Source organism: Salinarchaeum sp. IM2453 (assembly GCF_019693215.1).
Classification (GTDB): domain Archaea; phylum Halobacteriota; class Halobacteria; order Halobacteriales; family Salinarchaeaceae; genus IM2453.
The window spans coordinates 429,121-446,789 of the sequence record NZ_CP081183.1 but is presented as its reverse complement, the minus strand read 5'-3'; the positions used below and the strand labels follow the sequence as shown (position 1 = coordinate 446,789).

General features: G+C 49.2%; 18 protein-coding genes. 12 read left to right on the top strand and 6 right to left on the bottom strand.

The window, feature by feature from the left end:
• Positions 1 to 7 precede the first annotated feature (7 nt).
• From dnaK to mce, 6 genes are all read left to right on the top strand, one after another.
• The gene (dnaK, locus tag K0C01_RS02195) at positions 8 to 1,948 is read left to right on the top strand and encodes a molecular chaperone DnaK (RefSeq protein WP_221170439.1); all 1,941 of its coding nucleotides are present in this window, start codon (positions 8 to 10) and stop codon (positions 1,946 to 1,948) included.
• 100 nt (positions 1,949 to 2,048) lie between these two features.
• Positions 2,049 to 3,200, top strand: coding sequence for a molecular chaperone DnaJ (gene dnaJ / locus K0C01_RS02190; protein ID WP_221170438.1), 1,152 nt, complete (start codon positions 2,049 to 2,051; stop codon positions 3,198 to 3,200).
• Between the two features lie 237 nt (positions 3,201 to 3,437).
• The gene (locus tag K0C01_RS02185; protein WP_221170437.1) at positions 3,438 to 4,160 is read left to right on the top strand and encodes a hypothetical protein; all 723 of its coding nucleotides are present in this window, start codon (positions 3,438 to 3,440) and stop codon (positions 4,158 to 4,160) included.
• Between the two features lie 162 nt (positions 4,161 to 4,322).
• Positions 4,323 to 4,907, top strand: coding sequence for a GNAT family N-acetyltransferase (locus K0C01_RS02180; RefSeq protein ID WP_221170436.1), 585 nt, complete (start codon positions 4,323 to 4,325; stop codon positions 4,905 to 4,907).
• A 160-nt stretch (positions 4,908 to 5,067) separates the two neighbouring features.
• Positions 5,068 to 6,750: an acyl-CoA mutase large subunit family protein gene (locus K0C01_RS02175; protein WP_221170435.1), complete on the top strand. Its 1,683-nt coding sequence runs from the start codon at positions 5,068 to 5,070 to the stop codon at positions 6,748 to 6,750.
• A complete protein-coding gene (gene mce, locus K0C01_RS02170) occupies positions 6,750 to 7,136 on the top strand; it encodes a methylmalonyl-CoA epimerase (protein WP_221170434.1) in 387 nt (128 codons plus the stop codon). Before K0C01_RS02175 ends, mce begins: the two co-directional genes overlap by 1 nt.
• Here the strand turns inward: mce and K0C01_RS02165 are convergent.
• Complete coding sequence (locus K0C01_RS02165) at positions 7,133 to 7,573, bottom strand: chemotaxis protein CheW (RefSeq protein WP_221170433.1); 441 nt, start codon at positions 7,571 to 7,573, stop codon at positions 7,133 to 7,135. The two genes, mce and K0C01_RS02165, sit on opposite strands and share 4 nt — an antisense overlap.
• Before the next feature lie 287 nt (positions 7,574 to 7,860).
• On the opposite strand from K0C01_RS02165, the gene K0C01_RS02160 reads away from it, so the two are divergent.
• From K0C01_RS02160 to K0C01_RS02145, 4 genes are all read left to right on the top strand, one after another.
• Positions 7,861 to 9,237, top strand: a complete 1,377-nt coding sequence (locus tag K0C01_RS02160; RefSeq protein WP_221170432.1) for a geranylgeranyl reductase family protein — start codon at positions 7,861 to 7,863, stop codon at positions 9,235 to 9,237.
• Positions 9,238 to 9,323: 86 nt separating this feature from the next.
• Complete coding sequence (locus tag K0C01_RS02155; protein ID WP_221170431.1) at positions 9,324 to 10,148, top strand: aldo/keto reductase; 825 nt, start codon at positions 9,324 to 9,326, stop codon at positions 10,146 to 10,148.
• Between the two features lie 184 nt (positions 10,149 to 10,332).
• Positions 10,333 to 10,965, top strand: a complete 633-nt coding sequence (locus K0C01_RS02150) for an orotate phosphoribosyltransferase-like protein (RefSeq protein ID WP_221170430.1) — start codon at positions 10,333 to 10,335, stop codon at positions 10,963 to 10,965.
• A gap of 104 nt (positions 10,966 to 11,069) precedes the next feature.
• The gene (locus K0C01_RS02145) at positions 11,070 to 11,648 is read left to right on the top strand and encodes a DUF7110 family protein (RefSeq protein ID WP_221170429.1); all 579 of its coding nucleotides are present in this window, start codon (positions 11,070 to 11,072) and stop codon (positions 11,646 to 11,648) included.
• Positions 11,649 to 11,928: 280 nt separating this feature from the next.
• Here K0C01_RS02145 and K0C01_RS02140 read toward each other — a convergent pair whose 3' ends face one another.
• From K0C01_RS02140 to K0C01_RS02125, 4 genes are all read right to left on the bottom strand, one after another.
• A complete protein-coding gene (locus tag K0C01_RS02140) occupies positions 11,929 to 12,069 on the bottom strand; it encodes a hypothetical protein (RefSeq protein WP_221170428.1) in 141 nt (46 codons plus the stop codon).
• Between the two features lie 101 nt (positions 12,070 to 12,170).
• Positions 12,171 to 12,491: a 2Fe-2S iron-sulfur cluster-binding protein gene (locus K0C01_RS02135; RefSeq protein ID WP_221170427.1), complete on the bottom strand. Its 321-nt coding sequence runs from the start codon at positions 12,489 to 12,491 to the stop codon at positions 12,171 to 12,173.
• A gap of 143 nt (positions 12,492 to 12,634) precedes the next feature.
• A complete protein-coding gene (locus tag K0C01_RS02130) occupies positions 12,635 to 13,501 on the bottom strand; it encodes an ABC transporter permease (protein WP_221170426.1) in 867 nt (288 codons plus the stop codon).
• Entirely contained in the window at positions 13,498 to 14,415 is a 918-nt protein-coding gene (locus K0C01_RS02125) for an ABC transporter ATP-binding protein (RefSeq protein WP_221170425.1), read from the bottom strand. Before K0C01_RS02125 ends, K0C01_RS02130 begins: the two co-directional genes overlap by 4 nt.
• A gap of 226 nt (positions 14,416 to 14,641) precedes the next feature.
• On the opposite strand from K0C01_RS02125, the gene K0C01_RS02120 reads away from it, so the two are divergent.
• The gene (locus K0C01_RS02120) at positions 14,642 to 16,006 is read left to right on the top strand and encodes a geranylgeranyl reductase family protein (protein ID WP_221170424.1); all 1,365 of its coding nucleotides are present in this window, start codon (positions 14,642 to 14,644) and stop codon (positions 16,004 to 16,006) included.
• Between the two features lie 9 nt (positions 16,007 to 16,015).
• On the opposite strand, the gene K0C01_RS02115 is transcribed toward K0C01_RS02120, so the two are convergent.
• Positions 16,016 to 16,324 carry an uS10/mL48 family ribosomal protein gene (locus K0C01_RS02115; RefSeq protein ID WP_221170423.1) on the bottom strand — a complete coding sequence of 103 codons (309 nt, stop codon included), beginning with the start codon at positions 16,322 to 16,324 and terminating at the stop codon, positions 16,016 to 16,018.
• Positions 16,325 to 16,434: 110 nt separating this feature from the next.
• Here K0C01_RS02115 and coaBC point away from each other — a divergent pair, with 110 nt between their 5' ends.
• On the top strand, positions 16,435 to 17,637 hold the full coding sequence (coaBC, locus tag K0C01_RS02110) for a bifunctional phosphopantothenoylcysteine decarboxylase/phosphopantothenate--cysteine ligase CoaBC (RefSeq protein ID WP_221170422.1): 1,203 nt from the start codon (positions 16,435 to 16,437) through the stop codon (positions 17,635 to 17,637).
• Positions 17,638 to 17,669 lie beyond the last annotated feature (32 nt).

Below are 17,669 nucleotides of genomic sequence, written 5' to 3'. Positions count from 1 at the left end.
TGTTAAGATGGCAAGTGAGAAGATTCTCGGCATCGATCTCGGAACGACGAACAGCGCATTTGCGGTTATGGAAGGTGGTGACCCAGAAATTATTGTCAATAGTGAGGGTGACCGCACTACTCCATCGGCTGTTGCATTCTCCGACGATGGCGAGCGGCTAATCGGAAAACCAGCGAAGAATCAGGCCGTTCAGAATCCAGAACGGACAATTCAGTCGATCAAGCGACACATGGGTGAGGAGGATTATACCGTTGAGATCGATGATAGTGAATATACTCCAGAAGAGATCTCGGCGATGATCCTCCAGAAGATCAAGCGAGATGCTGAAGACTATCTTGGCGACGAGATTGAGAAAGCTGTTATTACTGTTCCAGCGTACTTCAACGACCGGCAACGGCAAGCAACGCAAAATGCCGGCGAAATTGCTGGCTTTGAGGTTGAACGGATCGTCAACGAGCCTACCGCTGCTTCAATGGCATACGGTCTGGATGAAGAACAGGATCAGACTGTTCTTGTTTATGACCTTGGTGGCGGAACGTTCGACGTTTCCGTCCTTGAACTCGGTGGCGGTGTCTATGAGGTTGTTGCGACAAACGGTGATAATGACCTTGGTGGCGACGACTGGGACGAGGCAGTCATCGACTATCTCGCCGATAACTTTGAAGACGAACACGGTATTGACCTCCGTGATGATCGACAGGCACTCCAGCGACTGAAAGATGCCGCTGAGGAGGCCAAGATTGAGCTTTCAAGCCGTAAGGAGACGGAGATTAACCTCCCATTCATTACGGCTACTGATGATGGCCCAGTCCACCTTGAGGAATCACTCACTCGAGCGACCTTTGAGTCTCTTACCGAGGACTTGATTGAACGGACCGTTGGCCCAACGGAACAGGCACTTTCGGATGCCGGCTATGATACCAGCGACGTTGATGAAGTGATCCTCGTTGGTGGGTCAACCCGAATGCCGCAGGTTCAGGAAAAAGTTGAAGAACTCGCCGGCCAGGAACCACAGAAGAATGTCAACCCAGACGAGGCAGTCGCACTTGGTGCGGCAATTCAGGGTGGTGTTCTTGCTGGCGATGTTGACGACATTGTCCTTCTTGATGTTACGCCACTCTCCCTTGGTGTGGAAGTGCAGGGCGGTCTCTTCGAGCGCCTCATCGAGCGTAACACGACAATTCCAACCGAAGAGTCAAAGATCTTCACAACAGCGCAGGACAACCAGACATCAGTTCAGATTCGCGTCTTCCAAGGCGAGCGAGAAATTGCTGAAGAGAACGAGCTTCTCGGCGAGTTCATGCTGACGGGTATTCCACCGGCTCCAGCCGGAACACCGCAGATTGAAGTTACATTCGCACTTGACGAAAACGGTATTGTCAACGTCTCCGCGGAAGACAAAGGATCTGGAACCGAAGAGTCGATCACGATCGAAGGCGGTGCAGGCCTTTCCGATGAAGAAATTGAAGAGATGAAACAAGAAGCCGAAGAACATGCTGAAGAAGATCAGCGTCGTCGTGAACGAATTGAAGCACGTAACGAGGCAGAGTCAGCTGTTCGCCGTGCTGAGACGCTGATTGATGAGAATGAAGACGATCTCGAGGCTGATCTCATCGAAGATATTGAGGCTGAGATCGAAAACGTCGAAGCTGTCCTCGAGGATGAAGATGCTGAGCTTGAAGAAATCGAATCTGCAACTGAAGACCTAACTGAAGCACTTCAGGAAATTGGTAAGCAGATGTACCAAGGTGCCGCTGAAGGAGCTGCCGGTGCCGGTGCAGGTGCTGCTGGTGCAGGCGCTGCTGGTGCCGCTGGTGCTGGCGCTGGTCCGGGTGCTGGAGCAGGCCCAGGTGCAGGTGCTGATATGGGTGATGTTGCTGGTGATGATGACGAAGAATATGTTGATGCAGACTTCGAAGACGTTGACGAAGACGACGACAACAACTAACTGAGTTCTCTTTTTTCCTTTCTACCCGTTCTGACGGACGTAGAGCTGATACTGCAGTCGCGTGTTTCAAGTAGCTTACTTTCTTATAGGTGAATAACTGATGAGCAAGGATTTTTACGAGATTCTCGGTGTAAGTTCGGATGCGTCTGAGGATGAGATTAAGCAGGCATTCCGTGAGAAAGCCCGCGAATATCATCCGGATGTCAGCGATGATCCCGATGCTGAAGAGAAATTCAAGAAGATTCAGCAAGCGAAAGAAGTCCTAACTGACGAAGAGAAGCGCCAAATCTACGACCAAGTTGGACACGAACGATTTCAGCAGGCACAGAAGCACGGTGGATTTGACCAAGGTGCTGGCGGTGCCGGTGCAGGCCGTGGTGGTGCTGGTGCTCGACAGGATCCATTCGATGGCTTTGGTGGCGTTGAAGACATATTTGATCAGTTCTTCGGCGGTGGTGGTCGTGGCGGATCAAACCGTGGTCGCGACCTTCGTACGGAACTCACTATTGATCTTGAGCAGGCATATCACGGGACAGAAAAAGAAGTCACAATTCGCCGCCCAGAACAATGTGATGTCTGTGATGGAGCTGGTCATCCACCTGATGCCGATGTCCGAACGTGTCCTGAATGTAATGGCCGCGGTCAAGTCCGTCAGGTCCAACGAACGCCACTCGGACAGGTTCAACAGACTCGGCAGTGCCCACGTTGTGATGGACGTGGTGAAATTTATGACGAAAACTGTAGTAACTGTGGCGGGGATGGTACCGTTCGCAACCGAGCAACACTGACCGTTGAAGTTCCAGAGGGTATTCGCGATGGTCAGACACTTCGCATGGAGGGCGAAGGCGCTGCAGGTGAACAGGGGGCTGGAAGCGGTGATCTGCTAATTGACGTTTCAATCCGTGATCACGAAGACTTCGAACGTGATGGCGATGACCTACACTACCAGCAGGCAATTTCGTTCCCACAAGCCGTGTTTGGTGATACGATCCAGATCTCAACCTTTGACGGTGATGTTGAGCTAGAGATTCCTTCTGGGACACAGAGTGGTGAAACGCTCCGCCTTCGGAACAAGGGTATGCCTCGTCTCCGTGGTCGGGGTAGTGGTGATTTGTTTGTCACTGTGCAGGTAGTTACTCCAGGCTCGCTCAACGAAGAGCAGCGTGAAGCACTCAAAGACTACGCCGAGGCTGGTGGAGAAGAAGTTGAGGTCGAGCAGGGGTTCTTTGACCGAATTCGAAATTCACTGTAAAATATCATTTTCACTGTTGATAATTGGGCCCCACCCTTTTTATACACCTCTCAGCAATTTGTCAATGCCGTCATCTGGTTACAGCCCGCCTTGCTCCCAACCCCCGGCGTTTTGGCCCTCCCCAGATGACAACCTTTCTTATCTATCTTTTTTGTTTTTTGGAGCTCGCTACTCCCAGAATCATACGTACCCATTTCTGTAAGAATCCTTTTTGCTGACGGTCATCGATGCTACTGTATGAACACACTTCGCTCGCTTGTTGAGGATCTCTCCAGCAGGGAAGGCACTGCAATTGGTGTTCCTCGAGCTGGTGAGAATGTCTATACATATGAACAACTACAAGAGACCACCTATTCGTTTGCACATGTTCTTTCCGAACACGGGGTTGACAATGAGAGCCTCGTCGGTATTGTTCCATCAGGCAATGGCCAGACAGTTATCAGTGTGCTTGGAGCCGCAGCCTTAGGAGCTCAGATTCAACTTGAAGATATCTCTGGAACGGCCGTTGATGCATTGGTTGGTCCAACCAACTCTGTCGGGAAGTACCGTATTCCGGCGCAATCACCCCGGATTGGTTTTGGGTCATCCCCAGATCATGACAAGATCATGCACTTTGAGAAGCTTGTCTGGAAAACAGATCCGACACTTCCCGAGGCGTCTGTCCTCCCTTCAACATCGTTGCTTAAGACGCCTGAAGCAACGTTTTCGCATCGGCGTGTGATCAAAGCTGCAGAAGCAGCTGTAAAGGCTCGCGAAATGGACGAAGAGATGACCGTCGTCGTTCGCTCATCAATTTCAGATCCGCGCACAATTGCACCCGGATTTATCGCGCCATTACTGGCTGGGGCAACAATCCGATTCCCGACAGATACCAGTTCGCATGGCGACTTGGCAATTACCAGTGAAGCAGCCCCAGAACCTCGTCTGTTGCTGCCGCTTGATGTTCCACTCGATGCTTGATCAGTGACTGCATTGCTCGGTTTGTTGAGAACATTATCGACCGCAGGGCAATATCAAGGTGTCCGCAACACTCTAGTACAGCGCGCACTGATATAATTACATACCGTGATCCGGTGACCACCACCATGGCTCACCGTTTCTGATCACGACTGATCTGATACCATGTACGTTCGTGATGCTAAATCTCAGGAAGAGGTGTGGTTGCTTGATTGGATTCGTGACTTGGATTTAGAAGCAGACTCACCACAAGTCGATGATTTTGTCGTTGCCGTAGATGAAACGACAAACACAAAAGCCGGGTTTGGACGCCTTCGTGAACACGTAACTGATGAAGAGACTTTCTGTGAGATCACCTCTGTTGGCGTGTTACCTGGTTGGCGGTCGAAAGGTGTTGGTGCACACATTGTTGAACGGCTACTGGCACTAGCAAGTGATGATATGTTTGAGCAGGCGTACGTATTTTCCGAGGACCCAGAGTATTTCATTCAGTTTGGATTCACACCGATTTCGACAGGCGATCTCCCAGACGCGCTTGAGAGTCGACTCTCCGAGGTCCGAGAACAACACTCTGACGCGATTTCTCTGCGAATTGATGTTGACGCATTTGAGATGCCAGATCGGCTCCGCGAACGGTTCAAACAGGCAGCAGTTGAACGCCGACAGCAACAACGCGAGTCAATGAAAGATGAGATGGTCGAGGACTTCGGTATCGACACTGACGATGCCAGCTACAAGTACGACATCTAGACAGATTTTTCGATTCTCACTTTAGCCCAAGCCAAATAACAAGGTGGATTCCCCGCCCCACCGTGCGCGGAATAATTATCACTCGTATATACGACTGATATGTTTGTTTCGCAAGGGAAATTGTTGAGATTTAAGTTTGTTCTACTCACACTGAATAATAATGTTCGATGCTGATGAATTAGAGGAAATACGTGATGCCAAACAGCAGTGGGATGAGGAGACGCTTTCGCCAACGCTTGAGCGGTTCGGCGAGCGAAAGGAATCGTTCGACACCGATACCGGTGGACAGACTTTGGAGCGGTTGTATACGCCTGATGATATCGCCGATCTTGACTATCTCGATGATCTTGGATTCCCAGGTGAAGAACCGTACACGCGAGGGGCGTATTCGACGATGCACCGTGGTCGACTCTGGACGATGCGCCAGTATGCCGGGATGGGAACTGCAGCGGAAACAAACGAACGTTTCCAGTACCTGCTTGATCAGGGCCAAACTGGCCTTTCAATGGCATTTGACCTTCCAACACAGATGGGCCATGACTCGGATCATGCGATGTCTACTGGTGAAGTTGGTAAATCCGGTGTTGCAATTGATACCTTAGATGACTTCGAACGGGTTTTCCAGGGGATCCCACTCGATGAAGTCTCCACCAGTATGACGATTAACGCTCCGGCTTCGATTTTACTGGCAATGTACATTGCAGTCGGCGACAAGCAGGGAGTTGATCGTGAGAAACTCCGCGGGACAATTCAGAATGACATCCTCAAAGAGTATATCGCCCGGAATCTCCACATTTACCCACCTGAGTCGTCAATGCGACTTATCACTGATATCTTTGAGTTCTGTGCTGAAGAGACTCCAAATTTCAATACAATCTCGATTTCTGGATATCATATCCGTGAGGCAGGAGCAACAGCGGCCCAAGAGATTGCTTTCACACTCGCAGACGGGATTGCCTACGTTGAGGCAGCCGTTGAGGCCGGTTTGGATGTGGATGACTTTGCTCCACAGCTGTCATTCTTCTTTGCAGCCCATAACAACATTCTTGAGGAGGTTGCCAAGTTCCGTGCTGCCCGCCGACTTTGGTACCAGATCATGGACGAGCGGTTTGACGCAGACAATCCGGCTTCAAAACAACTGAAATTCCACACCCAGACAGCCGGATCAACACTGACTGCACAACAGATTGAGAATAATATTGTCCGTGTTGCCTATCAAGCGCTTGCAGCCGTCCTTGGTGGTACCCAAAGTCTCCACACAAACGGTAAAGACGAAGCACTCTCAATCCCAACTGAAGAGTCTGTCCGTACTGCCCTGCGAACACAGCAGATTCTCGCACATGAGTCTGGTGTTGCTGATACAATTGATCCGCTTGCTGGTTCATATACGATTGAAGCATTGACTGCCGAAGTCGAGGAGGAGGCAAAAGAGATGATTGATGCGATCGACAACCGCGGTGGTATGGTCAAGGCAATCGAAGAAGGGTGGGTACAACAGCAGATCCAAGATGTTGCGTTTGAACGACAGCAAGAAATCGAGAGTGGTGAGCGCATTATTGTTGGCGTCAATGAATTCGAGATCGAGGAAAAAGACGATGATGTTCGACTTGAGGAAGTTTCAGAAGAAGAAGAGCGTCGGCAGAAAGAGCAGCTTCAAGAATTCAAAGACGAACGTGACAGTGAGGCTGTCGAAGAAAGCCTCAATACACTTGAGGACGGTGCAAAGGGAGACGCCAACCTTATGCCATTGATCATTGATGCTGTCAAAGCCGGCGCCACAGTTGGTGAGATTAGTGATACGCTTCGTGATGTGTTCGGTGAATACCACGGAGGGGGAATCTAATGCAGATCGATCACGTAGGTATCGCGACAGCGGACGCAGCTGATCTTGGTGCATTATACACAGACCTATTTGACGCCACTGTCGTTCACGAAGAGACGTTTAACGACATGCAAGTTGTTTTTCTTGACTTTGGCAATGCAACGCTTGAGTTGCTTGAGCCGCTTTCGGATAATGGTACCATAGCCTCGTACCTTGATCGAAACGGCTCTGGCATTCATCATTTGGCTGTTGAAACTGAATCTGTGCAGGATGCATTAGATCAGGCTCGTGATCTGGACATCCGCTGTATTGATGAGGAACCTCGTCCGGGTGCTTGGGGACACGATGTAGCGTTCTTACATCCAAAAGACACTGGCGGTGTGCTTATTGAGTTTGTTGAGCACTAGACGTTGTTGACGGCTTCGACGTCAACCCAGAGGATAAAGTCATCACCGTCTTTGATCAATCCTTGAACAAAATCGCCCGTTGTTTTGTCTTCTACGTGTTCGCCCTTGATTGTCCGTACTTCCGTTACCTGATCGACAACCCATCCAACATCGCCTTGTTTTCCGTCTCCGTCATCAAAAATTAGTATTCGACGCTGTGGGCCGTCAGATTCGACCTCAAGTGGTTCACGTGGATCGATTACCCGTGTTGTTTCCCCCCGTAGATCAACGATGCCCATCACTCGGGGATCAGAATCCGGAATCTTTGTCAGTGACTGCATATCGACCAGCTCAAAGACTTGATCAATTGCAACGCAGTATGCCTGATCGCCAAGATAGAATTCAACGATCTGAAGCTCACCTTCGTCTTCAATTGATTGTGTATCAGTTGCGGTCATTACTGCTAATATAGATAGCTACACGCCGGATCATCATAACAGTTGTTGGCAGCACAGAATTGGCTCAGATAACCGCCATATCTCACCAACTGTCCCTGATGATCTCATCACCCCCGATAAATTGTTTCTAACTAATTTCGGTTTGCTGTCTGTTGATCTCATCCTGAGCAGACGCTTGTAAAAACCAGCACCGGTTGCCTGTTCCAAAATACTAAGAATACTTATTGTTCCGGCTGGCGCATCGATTTCCCGCTGTTTTTTACTGCCGCACTGAGTAGCTATGAGTAATGACAACCGAGTCCCGTGATATTATCGTCGTTGGTGCGGGAACGGCCGGATGCTTTGCCGCAGCAACGGCCGCTCAAGAAGGAATGGATGTGCTGGTTCTTGAACGAAAAACGCAGGAGAACGCCGGTTATATCCCCTGTGCTGATGCAATCAAAGGGACAAGTACGTTTCCCGATGTCATAGACCGTGAATATCTCAAAGACGAATCATTCACCAACCAGAATATTCGGCGCGGAATCTTTGGTGATCCTGGTTCTCCCGATGCTGTTGACATCACATTTCATGAAACAACTGGTGCCGTTGTTGACCGTAAGCGGTACGGAGAAGTCCTGATTGAAGAGGCAGAGCGACTCGGTGCAGATATCCAGTACGAAACGGTCGTCAATGATGTCATTCAGGATGACGATGGAACGGTTGTTGGCGTTAAAGGCGTTCACGCAGGTGATCACAGAGAGTATCGCTCCGATGTTGTGATTGACGGGACTGGGGCACTTTCAATTCTCCAAGAAAAAGCCGACTTCTCTGGAACACACTTTGATACAGATGTCCAAGCCAAACAGTTCTGTGCTGCTTACAGAGAAGTCTTGCAACTTGATGAACCGGTTGATTATCATGATGCGATTGTGTTTAAACCCACTGCTGAACTTGGTTACTTGTGGTATTTCCCTCGCACCCCTACCGAGATTAACGTCGGTCTCGGCTACCAGATGACCGAAGAACCAGTGAAACTGGCCGAGGAACTCCGCCGTGATATTAAACGTCGACCGGAATTCAGGAATGCCACCGTAAAGAACAAACTTGGTGCAGCGGTTCCGACGCGTCGACCGTTTGACTCTGCAGTTGCTCCGGGATTTATTGCTGCTGGAGACGCTGCTGGCCATGTCAACCCAACGACCGGTGGTGGCATTCCGGGAGCTGCTAAAGCAGGTACGTGGGCAGCTCAACAGGCTGTCGAGGCTATCTCAAACGGTGATGTTTCTGAACCAGCACTGTGGGATTACAATGCTAAGGTTATGCGCTCTTTCGGCAAACGGTTTGCTGCGATGGACTTGTACAACATCTGGGGCACAGCCCACGAGATCGACGAGCTAGTGGATATTGTCACCGCGATGCCGGGTCAGCAACTCATCGATGCGCTCGGAAAGAAGGGTACTTCGTCGTTCGATGTTCCACTTATGGCCCGGATTCTGCTAGAAACGTTCGGACACTGGAAACTTCTGTATGAGCTGTACCATGTCCATGAACAAGCTAATAACATCAAACAAGTCTACAACGAGTACCCATCACGACCAGATGATCTTCACTACTGGCAAGATCGTCGTGATGCTGTCTATGACAAAGTATACGACCTAACGGGTGCAGATCCGAAATACTAACCATTCGTTTAGCCCTGTTTCTTTTGATCTTGGATTATTTGACTTCTCCGCAATAACTTTGACTTCCAATCACTGAATATTGTTACATGACTATTCCTGCTACGGATCGTGTTCCAGCAGTTAATGGCATTCCAGCATTTGGCCTTGGAACATGGCAGAATACAGATCCTGAAGCGTGTACGAACAGTGTCAAAAGAGCAATTGAGATGGGATATCGGCACATCGACACTGCACAGGTATACGAAAACGAACAGGCAGTTGGAAAGGGCATTGCACAAGCGTCAGTTTCCCGTGACGAGCTGTTTATTGCGACAAAGGTTTGGATTGACAACCTTGCGCACGACGACGTGATCGAGTCAACAAAAGAGAGCCTTTCTCGGTTACAATTGGATACCGTCGATCTGCTATATGTCCACTGGCCAGCTGGTGCGTATGATCCAGAAGAAACCCTTCCAGCGTTTGATGAACTCTATTCAGATGGCTACATCAATGGTATCGGTGTTAGCAACTTTGAACCTCGCCACTTAGATCAAGCCCGTGACATCCTTGATACTCCGATTATGGCTAATCAGGTTGAATGCCATCCAATGCTTCAACAGCCTGAGCTCCGCGAATACGCAGACCAGCATGGACATGCACTTGTCGCTTATTCTCCGCTTGCTCGTGGTGGTGTGTTTGAGAATGATACAATTGTGTCAATCGCTGAGTCCCATGGTGTTAGTGCCGCTCAAGTCAGCATTGCTTGGCTCTTGGAACAGGGAACTGTTCCGATCCCCAAAGCGACCAGTAAAGATCACATCGAAGATAATTACGAAGCATTGACGCTTGAGCTATCCAACGAGGAAATTGAACGTATCAACAACATCTCTGAACGAGAACGGAAAGTCGATCCTGATTTTGCACCGTGGTAGTGGATTACCGTCTCTGAACGTCGACTCTCGCCTGCGATGACTTTGTCACTTCTGGTAGTCTTTGATCTTTTTCTCCGCTGGTCTCTCCTCCGGACAGAGATCCAGTGTGACGAATTTGTGCCCTGCGTTTGGGATGGACTGAATTGTGCGAACGTATATGATCCTTGTCTACATAATCGGATATATGAAAAACGTAGACGATTTGATCGATAATGCGACGACACTTGCGGATCAGGGTCGTTCAACGGGTGAAATTGCTGATGAGCTTAATGTATCAAGAGAGACCGCAAGCTGGCTTGTTGATCGGGCAGCTAATCAGGAGTCAGAATCCATCGATACGACCCGATCGGATGACATCCACATCGACTGGAGCACAATCGGAAAGAGTAGCACGCGGATGAACTATATTGGTGCTGCGATGGCCGATCTGCTTGCTGATTACGATGCAACAACCGTCGTTGGTATTGAGAAGGCGGGTGTTCCTTTGGCGACCGTGGTTGCACAGGAGTGTGATCACGATCTTGCTGCGTATGCTCCCAGAAAGCACCGACTCGAATCCGATACAGGAAGCGCTACCGAAAATGTTCGTGGGACATTTTCCAGAAACTTTGCTACTATTGAGGGTGAGCGCTGTGTTATTGTCGATGACGCTATCACATCAGGCACCACGATCACCGAAGCTGTGCAGTCGGTTCGTGAGCATGGTGGTAATCCTGTTGCCTGTGCTGTCTTGGCTGACAAGCGCGGACTTGGATCTGTCGAGGATGTTCCGGTCCATTCAATGTTGCAGATTATCTCAGTTGGCGGTCAGTCGTAATTTATTTTGTTAGCCTCTTATCGTAATATTACTGAGGAAAATGACTACCCATTTATATGCGGCGTTCATAATATAGCATGACTGTTTACCCAGTGGGGCTCACCATGTCATCGGAAGCTACTGTCTATCGACTCCATTCGACGCTTGAATTGCCCTTGGAAGATGTCCACGACTTAATCGACGAAATTGATTATCCCGACGGTGTTGCGGACGTCGAGATTAATCGCCGGAATAACACACTTATTCTTCGGGCAGTTGCCGAAGACGAATCAATTAGCAAATACACCCCGACTGCGCAGCTTAAAGCCAGTATTACAGAAACACGTGTCTACGAAAACGAGGAGGACGACCCAAAGAATCGGGGTCCACAGTGGGGCGGAGAAGAGGAGGAAGAACCTGAATCTGAGTTGGTTGAGTTTGCTGGATTCAAAGGCGATCGTGAGACGGTTCTTCAGAACACAGAACTTCAGTATGAAATGTTTGAAGTACTCTGTCAGGTTGCTCGAAAAGCAGAGAAAGGCACGCTAACAGCGATCACGGCACAAAACGGCGAACTTGAATCGTGGCGCATTGTTGATGGCGAAGAGCGTGCATCAACTGTTGAAGTTGCTGAAGGCCCTGGCGAAGATTCTGACTCACAAAACGGTGTTAACTGGCGCGACAACAAGTTTATCTCTGACTGACGATTTAGTGTTACAACCTTTCTACACGCCGCTGTGCTTATAGTCTGTAGCCGATAGTATTCTACGTATATGTCCAAAACCGAATATCAGTGTGTCTGTGGCCGAACACTCAGGTACAATCACGATCTAATCCAAGAACGAGGCGCAGGACGCCCTGTATGGAAATGCCGGGACTGTAGGACGCCAACACCATCCATCATTGCTGAAAAAATCAGTCATCAACATCCATCCTGATGTCGCTGTACCTATAACCGCGGTTGATATGGAGACTTGCCTAGCCTCAGATCCATCCAGCAATTACCATGAGATGGTAGACTCCAAATCCAAGCGCCGCAAGTCCAATGATTACAGCGAACAGCATGCCAAATCGAAACATGATGTCAACTGAACTTTCTCGCTCTCGCTCGTTGTTGCTACTCATATCCTGAAGTTTTGTAACCCGACGGCTAATATTTAACGCTTAGTCTATCGCAGAATAGCCGACTCCACTCGCAATTGGTTTATTTTCCCCAATAGTGGGACTCAGTCATCAGCAACCGCGCCTGTTTCGACGTCGTCCTCAATGCTTGGTGGATACACACCCATTTCAAGTTTCAAATCAGATTGTGGCCGTGCCATACAGGTTAATGCATAGTTTTCTTTCTCTTTATCTGTGAATCCCCGAGCAGCTGGCTGAGCTACTTGCCCTTCGATAATCTCAGCAGAACAGGCCAGACAGGTACCAACTCGGCAGGAGTACTCTTGGTTAATTCCTTCTTCAATACAGCGACTCAAAATTGTCTCCTTATCTGAGACGGTAATCGTCTCGTTGGCACCAACGAATTCTACCGTGTACTCAGTCATATACGTAGTTATAATTACCTCCAACATATGGCTTTAGGTTTCCGATGTTTCAGCTCTCAACAATCGCTCTCCCCAGCTTGTAGTTAGCGTTGCACAGCCGCCTCAAGGTGACTATCATAACGTTTGATCTGGAATGACACCGCTCACAGATCCGCTCGCGTGAATCGAGAATACCCTACAGCCAGTGAAATAGCCATCCAAACTACCAGAAAGAGCAGTCCAACCTCAGGCTGAGCGTATATTGCGTCGCCGTATGCTGTATCGACTTCAACTCCAGCTTCACCTCCGCCACCAGTGGTTTCAGAGTCGATTCCCGGAACAAATGCATTGACCGCTGAAAAGTATCCTGTTGATGGAGAAACCATGAGAACTGTGGTAAACCAGTCAGGTAATGCTGTCGGCATCTGAAACCCTTCAACGACATATACAATTGCTAGTGGAATCGCATCCCAAAGCAACTCAAACACAGCAAAAAATCCGAGCGTATAGGTTGTTGCCCGGACTGTTGATCCAGTACTCGCTGAGAGACTAACCATTATACTCGCATAGACAATTGCGAAAAATATCGTGAGCAGTAGAAATACAAGCACTGCGACGATATCGACCGTGCCAAGCAGCACCGATCCAAATCCTAATCCAATAAGTACTGCTACCGCGAGTGCTGTGGTGATAACAGCACCCCGACCAAGCACTTTCCCGAAGAACACGTCCTGACGGGTCGTTGGTAAGGACATTATTATCTTGATACTCCCAAGTTCCCGCTCGCCGGCTATAGACTTATAACAGACAATAATGGCGGCCAGCGGTACAAACAGCGCAACAAACGCTGATGTCATAAATAACAGGTCGTCAAACCCTACCTCATCAGAGATGCCAATTACCTCTGGTGCTTCGACAACAGCATATGCGAGGATTAGCATAAGGACAACAAATATACCAACCAGTGCCCACAGTGCTCGTGACTGAGATGCATCCCTAAAGTCTTTCTTTGCGACTGTTAGGGCTTTCATCTTTGCACCTCCTGTGTCTCGTTAGTGTACTGGATAAAAAGATCACCAAGCGACGATGTCACCACGGAAAAGTCCTCAACTGTGGTGATTTCGTCGATGTCGTCTAACACTTCAAACTTTGATCGGTCCCCAACCATTACGCGTACTCGTCTATCGTCGATGGTGGCCAACTCGACACCATCAACATCAGTAATCTTCCTGAGAACGGCCTCTGAGAGAGTCTTGACTTGTAAGTATAGCGTCTCGCCGGCCCCTTTGGCGGCCCGCAATCCTTCAACATTATCCAGAGCCACCAACTGTCCCCGGTTAATGATCCCTACACGATCGCAGACGGCTTCGACCTGTTCCATCACGTGGCTAGAAAAAAAGACCGTTGCACCGCGGGCTTTTTCCTGTCGGATGATATCGCGGATTTCTTTTGCCCCGTTGGGATCAAGTCCAGTCGACGGTTCGTCCAAAATCAGCAAATCAGGTTTTCCCAATAGTGCGATGGCTAACATAAGTCGCTGTTTCATCCCTTTTGAGTAGCCGCCAGCTTTCCGGTCGGCAGCTTCAGCGATCCCAACACGCTCGAGTAGTTCCATTGGGTCATCGTCAGTCCCTTTGAGTTCAATAGCAAACTCAAGATGCTGTCGGCCAGTCAGTCGATTGTAAACATGGTATGCGTCTGGAAGGACTCCTGTTTGTTGTCTGATTTGAAGCCCCTCTTTCTGCGCGTCGTGACCTAGTACCGTTACTTGCCCGGAAGTGGGTCGAACAAAATCCAGAATGATGTCTATTGTCGTTGATTTTCCCGCTCCGTTGGGCCCAAGAAAGCCGAATATCTCACCTTCCTCTACGGTTAAATCTAGTTCGTCTACGGCAACGACATCGCCGAAGTGCTTTGAAAGGTTGGTAATCTCAATTGCTGCCATGTTCCTCCCCCCACATTCCAGCACTCACTGATGTACTTATGAGTAGCATAACACAAAATAATAAGATGAATAACATAAGTTCATTGGCAACATTACCCCAACGACGTTTCTATTTGGCACAACTTCCAGACGTAGTAACTGGGATCTGTCAACAGCCGGCCGCGTCTTTGTGTTTGTCAAATAAACTTGGAAAGCGTTATCTGGATTCTTTCCTTGATGTACAACTATGCCAGAGTACGATGTCGTTGTTGTTGGAGCAGGCACCGCTGGCTGCTATGCTGCTGCTACAACCGCGCGTGCCGGGCTCGAAACAGTTATCCTTGAACGGAAATCCGAAGAAAATGCTGGCGTTATCGCATGTGGCGACGCACTCAAGGGTGCATCAGAATTTCCTGAATCGATCCCCTTCGAACAGATTGAGCCAGCCTTCACAAATACTGATGTTGACCATGGCCGATTTGAAATCCCACAGGAAGATACTGTCTTAGAGATTCCAATCCCTGGCGATCTTGCGGTTATCGATAGACCAGAATACGGCCGCCGCCTCATCGAGGGTGCAACGAACGCTGGCGCAACAATTGAATATAATACTGTTGTCAATGATGTTGTTCAGGACGATGACGGCACGGTGACCGGCGTCCATGCTGTTCAGGATAACAACTCAACAACCTATGAAGCTGATGTTGTTATCGATGCTGGTGGATCTCTATCTATCCTTCAGGATAAAGCTGATCTCACTGATACTACATTCGATACAAACGTTCAATCCAAGCAATTTTGCTCTGGTTATCGTGAGGTTATCGAAGTTGATGAACCAGTTGACTACAGCGATGCCTTAGTGTTCAGGCCAGCCAAACGATCTGCTGGATACGTCTGGTATTTCCCCCGTTCCGAAACAAAGATCAATGCTGGGCTTGGCTTCCAAATGACCGAGGAGCCGATGAAACTTGTTGAAGATCTTCGGGAGAATATTCAGAAACGCCCTGAATTACAGGGGGGTACAGTAACAAGCAAACTTGGTGCTTCAATGCCAACGCGACGTCCATATGATTCGGCTGTTGCTCCCGGATTTATCGCAGCCGGTGACGCTGCTGGTCACGTCAATCCAACGACCGGTGGTGGTATCGCTGGTGCAGCATATGCAGGCGTCTACGCTGGTGAGGCAGTTATTGATGCGCTAGAAAATGGCGCCCCAACAGAAGAAGCGCTATGGGAGTACAACGAGCGTGTCATGGAGCATTTCGGTGCTCGATATGCTGCGCTGGATGTCTACAATATTCTCTCAACGGCTGTTGACACTGATGAAATGATGAAATTGCTTGCAGTGATGCCTGGCGAGAAGATTGCTGAATCGCTTTATTCCGGGTCTGCTGATCTATCGCCACGCCTTGTAGCTGAGGCTGCTGTCAAGACATTTGGCCACTGGGGGAAAATCTACAAGTTGTTCAAAACCAAACAGCGAGCAGACCAGATACTCGAACATTACGAAGATTATCCAGAGTCCCCGAATTTACTTCCGTTCTGGCAAGAACGCCGTGATACCATCATGGATGCTGTCTACGAGACGACCGGCGCAGATCCAAAATACTGATTGACTGATTTATATCTGCTCGACTTCTGCTTCGACACGGATTGCATCGGGGAAATCCCACGAAAGAATTTTGCTTGCTAACTGTTGGTGGCCGACTAAACTAAGCTCTCGCCGATACACCGTATATTCCCACGTGCCGAACCGACCGTTGCTGTTGTAGTCGCCGTACTGTGGTACCGAGTATTCTTCTGGAGAGAATGTATGTGGTCCGTTGAGCTCAGCCCCTTTTTGCTTTGCTGTCGTCTGGATCTCTTCAACAATCCGGTCAAGCACCGCCCGGTCTCCACTCTCTAGTTTCAGCGTCGTTACGAAGCTCATTACCAGACATTCAACTGTTCATCCTCAAATGTTCATCCATCTCTCTTTTTGTCTGTGAGTGACGACCAAATACCAGTGATTTATTCCAGTTCCTCTATAATCTTCGGAGCATGCTCTCTGACGTTAACGTTGCCTTGGGTGTCACCGGCAGTGTGGCGGCTGTTCGCGTCGTCGAACTTGCACATGAGCTCCGTCGTCGCGGTGCCACCGTTCGCCCGATCATGACTTCAGCAGCAACAAATATTATCCATCCATGGGCTGCTGAGTTCGGTACTGAACATACTCCAATTACTGAAATCACAGGGGCAGTTGAACATGTCGAGCTATGCGGTCGCGACGGATGGGCTGATGTACTCTTGATTGCCCCGGCAACCGCAAATACTATTGGCAAAATCGCCGCTGGTATTGATGATACTCCTGTCACTACAGCAGCAACCACAGCAATCGGCGCAGATGTCCCTGTTGTTATCGCGCCGGCCATGCATGAACCAATGTACGACCATCCAGGCGTCCTTGATGCGATTGATACGCTTGAATCGTGGGACATCCCATTCGTTGCTCCTCGCGTTGAGGAAAATAAAGCTAAAATGGCAACCGTCGATACGATAGCACTGGAAACTGCCTGTGCAGCCACTCCAGACTCTCTCGCTGACACGGAGATTCTTCTGACAACAGGGGGAACTGCCGAACGTATCGATCCAATTCGTGTGCTCACAAACCGGTCTTCTGGACAGATGGGTCGTGCAATTGCCCGATCCTGCTATATTCGAGGTGCTGATCTGACGGTTGTACATGGGTCAATTAGCATGCGCCACCCATCGACAAGTGGACTCGATGAGCGTTACGCTGATCCGGACCTCCCATATGCGTCTGTTATCGAGGTTGAGACTGCTGTTGAGATGCGAAATGCTGTTTTTGATCATATTGACACTGCTGATTGTTTCATTTCCGCGGCTGCGATTAGTGATTACACTATCGACACTCGGGATGAAAAACTCAAGTCAGGCCCCGAACGCACGTTACAGCTGCACCCTACCCCCAAACTCGTCGATCAAGTCCGAGACGAATATCCTGACCTCCCGATTGTCGGCTTTAAGACTGAAACAACAACCGACAGTACGGCCCTGATTGAAGCTGCCAAAGAGACAATGGAACGGGCAGAACTTGACTGTGTTATTGCAAACGATGCAAGCGTCATGGGTGCCCAGTCTGCACATGTACATGTCGTGACTGATTCAATCACCACTGAATATAGCGGCGATAAATCAACCGTTGGTGACGGTATAGCGGCGGAAATTTCTGCTATCGTATAGTTAAATTGATGTATTATAATTGTTGAACCGGA

What these genes read in the sequence shown, in the direction of transcription:
- dnaK (WP_221170439.1), top strand. Translation starts at nt 8, where the DNA reads ATGGCAAGTGAGAAGATTCTCGGCATCGATCTCGGAACGACGAACAGC.
- dnaJ (WP_221170438.1), top strand. Translation starts at nt 2,049, where the DNA reads ATGAGCAAGGATTTTTACGAGATTCTCGGTGTAAGTTCGGATGCGTCT.
- K0C01_RS02185 (WP_221170437.1), top strand. Translation starts at nt 3,438, where the DNA reads ATGAACACACTTCGCTCGCTTGTTGAGGATCTCTCCAGCAGGGAAGGC.
- K0C01_RS02180 (WP_221170436.1), top strand. Translation starts at nt 4,323, where the DNA reads ATGTACGTTCGTGATGCTAAATCTCAGGAAGAGGTGTGGTTGCTTGAT.
- K0C01_RS02175 (WP_221170435.1), top strand. Translation starts at nt 5,068, where the DNA reads ATGTTCGATGCTGATGAATTAGAGGAAATACGTGATGCCAAACAGCAG.
- mce (WP_221170434.1), top strand. Translation starts at nt 6,750, where the DNA reads ATGCAGATCGATCACGTAGGTATCGCGACAGCGGACGCAGCTGATCTT.
- K0C01_RS02165 (WP_221170433.1), bottom strand. Translation starts at nt 7,573, where the DNA reads ATGACCGCAACTGATACACAATCAATTGAAGACGAAGGTGAGCTTCAG.
- K0C01_RS02160 (WP_221170432.1), top strand. Translation starts at nt 7,861, where the DNA reads ATGACAACCGAGTCCCGTGATATTATCGTCGTTGGTGCGGGAACGGCC.
- K0C01_RS02155 (WP_221170431.1), top strand. Translation starts at nt 9,324, where the DNA reads ATGACTATTCCTGCTACGGATCGTGTTCCAGCAGTTAATGGCATTCCA.
- K0C01_RS02150 (WP_221170430.1), top strand. Translation starts at nt 10,333, where the DNA reads ATGAAAAACGTAGACGATTTGATCGATAATGCGACGACACTTGCGGAT.
- K0C01_RS02145 (WP_221170429.1), top strand. Translation starts at nt 11,070, where the DNA reads ATGTCATCGGAAGCTACTGTCTATCGACTCCATTCGACGCTTGAATTG.
- K0C01_RS02140 (WP_221170428.1), bottom strand. Translation starts at nt 12,069, where the DNA reads ATGAGTAGCAACAACGAGCGAGAGCGAGAAAGTTCAGTTGACATCATG.
- K0C01_RS02135 (WP_221170427.1), bottom strand. Translation starts at nt 12,491, where the DNA reads ATGACTGAGTACACGGTAGAATTCGTTGGTGCCAACGAGACGATTACC.
- K0C01_RS02130 (WP_221170426.1), bottom strand. Translation starts at nt 13,501, where the DNA reads ATGAAAGCCCTAACAGTCGCAAAGAAAGACTTTAGGGATGCATCTCAG.
- K0C01_RS02125 (WP_221170425.1), bottom strand. Translation starts at nt 14,415, where the DNA reads ATGGCAGCAATTGAGATTACCAACCTTTCAAAGCACTTCGGCGATGTC.
- K0C01_RS02120 (WP_221170424.1), top strand. Translation starts at nt 14,642, where the DNA reads ATGCCAGAGTACGATGTCGTTGTTGTTGGAGCAGGCACCGCTGGCTGC.
- K0C01_RS02115 (WP_221170423.1), bottom strand. Translation starts at nt 16,324, where the DNA reads ATGAGCTTCGTAACGACGCTGAAACTAGAGAGTGGAGACCGGGCGGTG.
- coaBC (WP_221170422.1), top strand. Translation starts at nt 16,435, where the DNA reads ATGCTCTCTGACGTTAACGTTGCCTTGGGTGTCACCGGCAGTGTGGCG.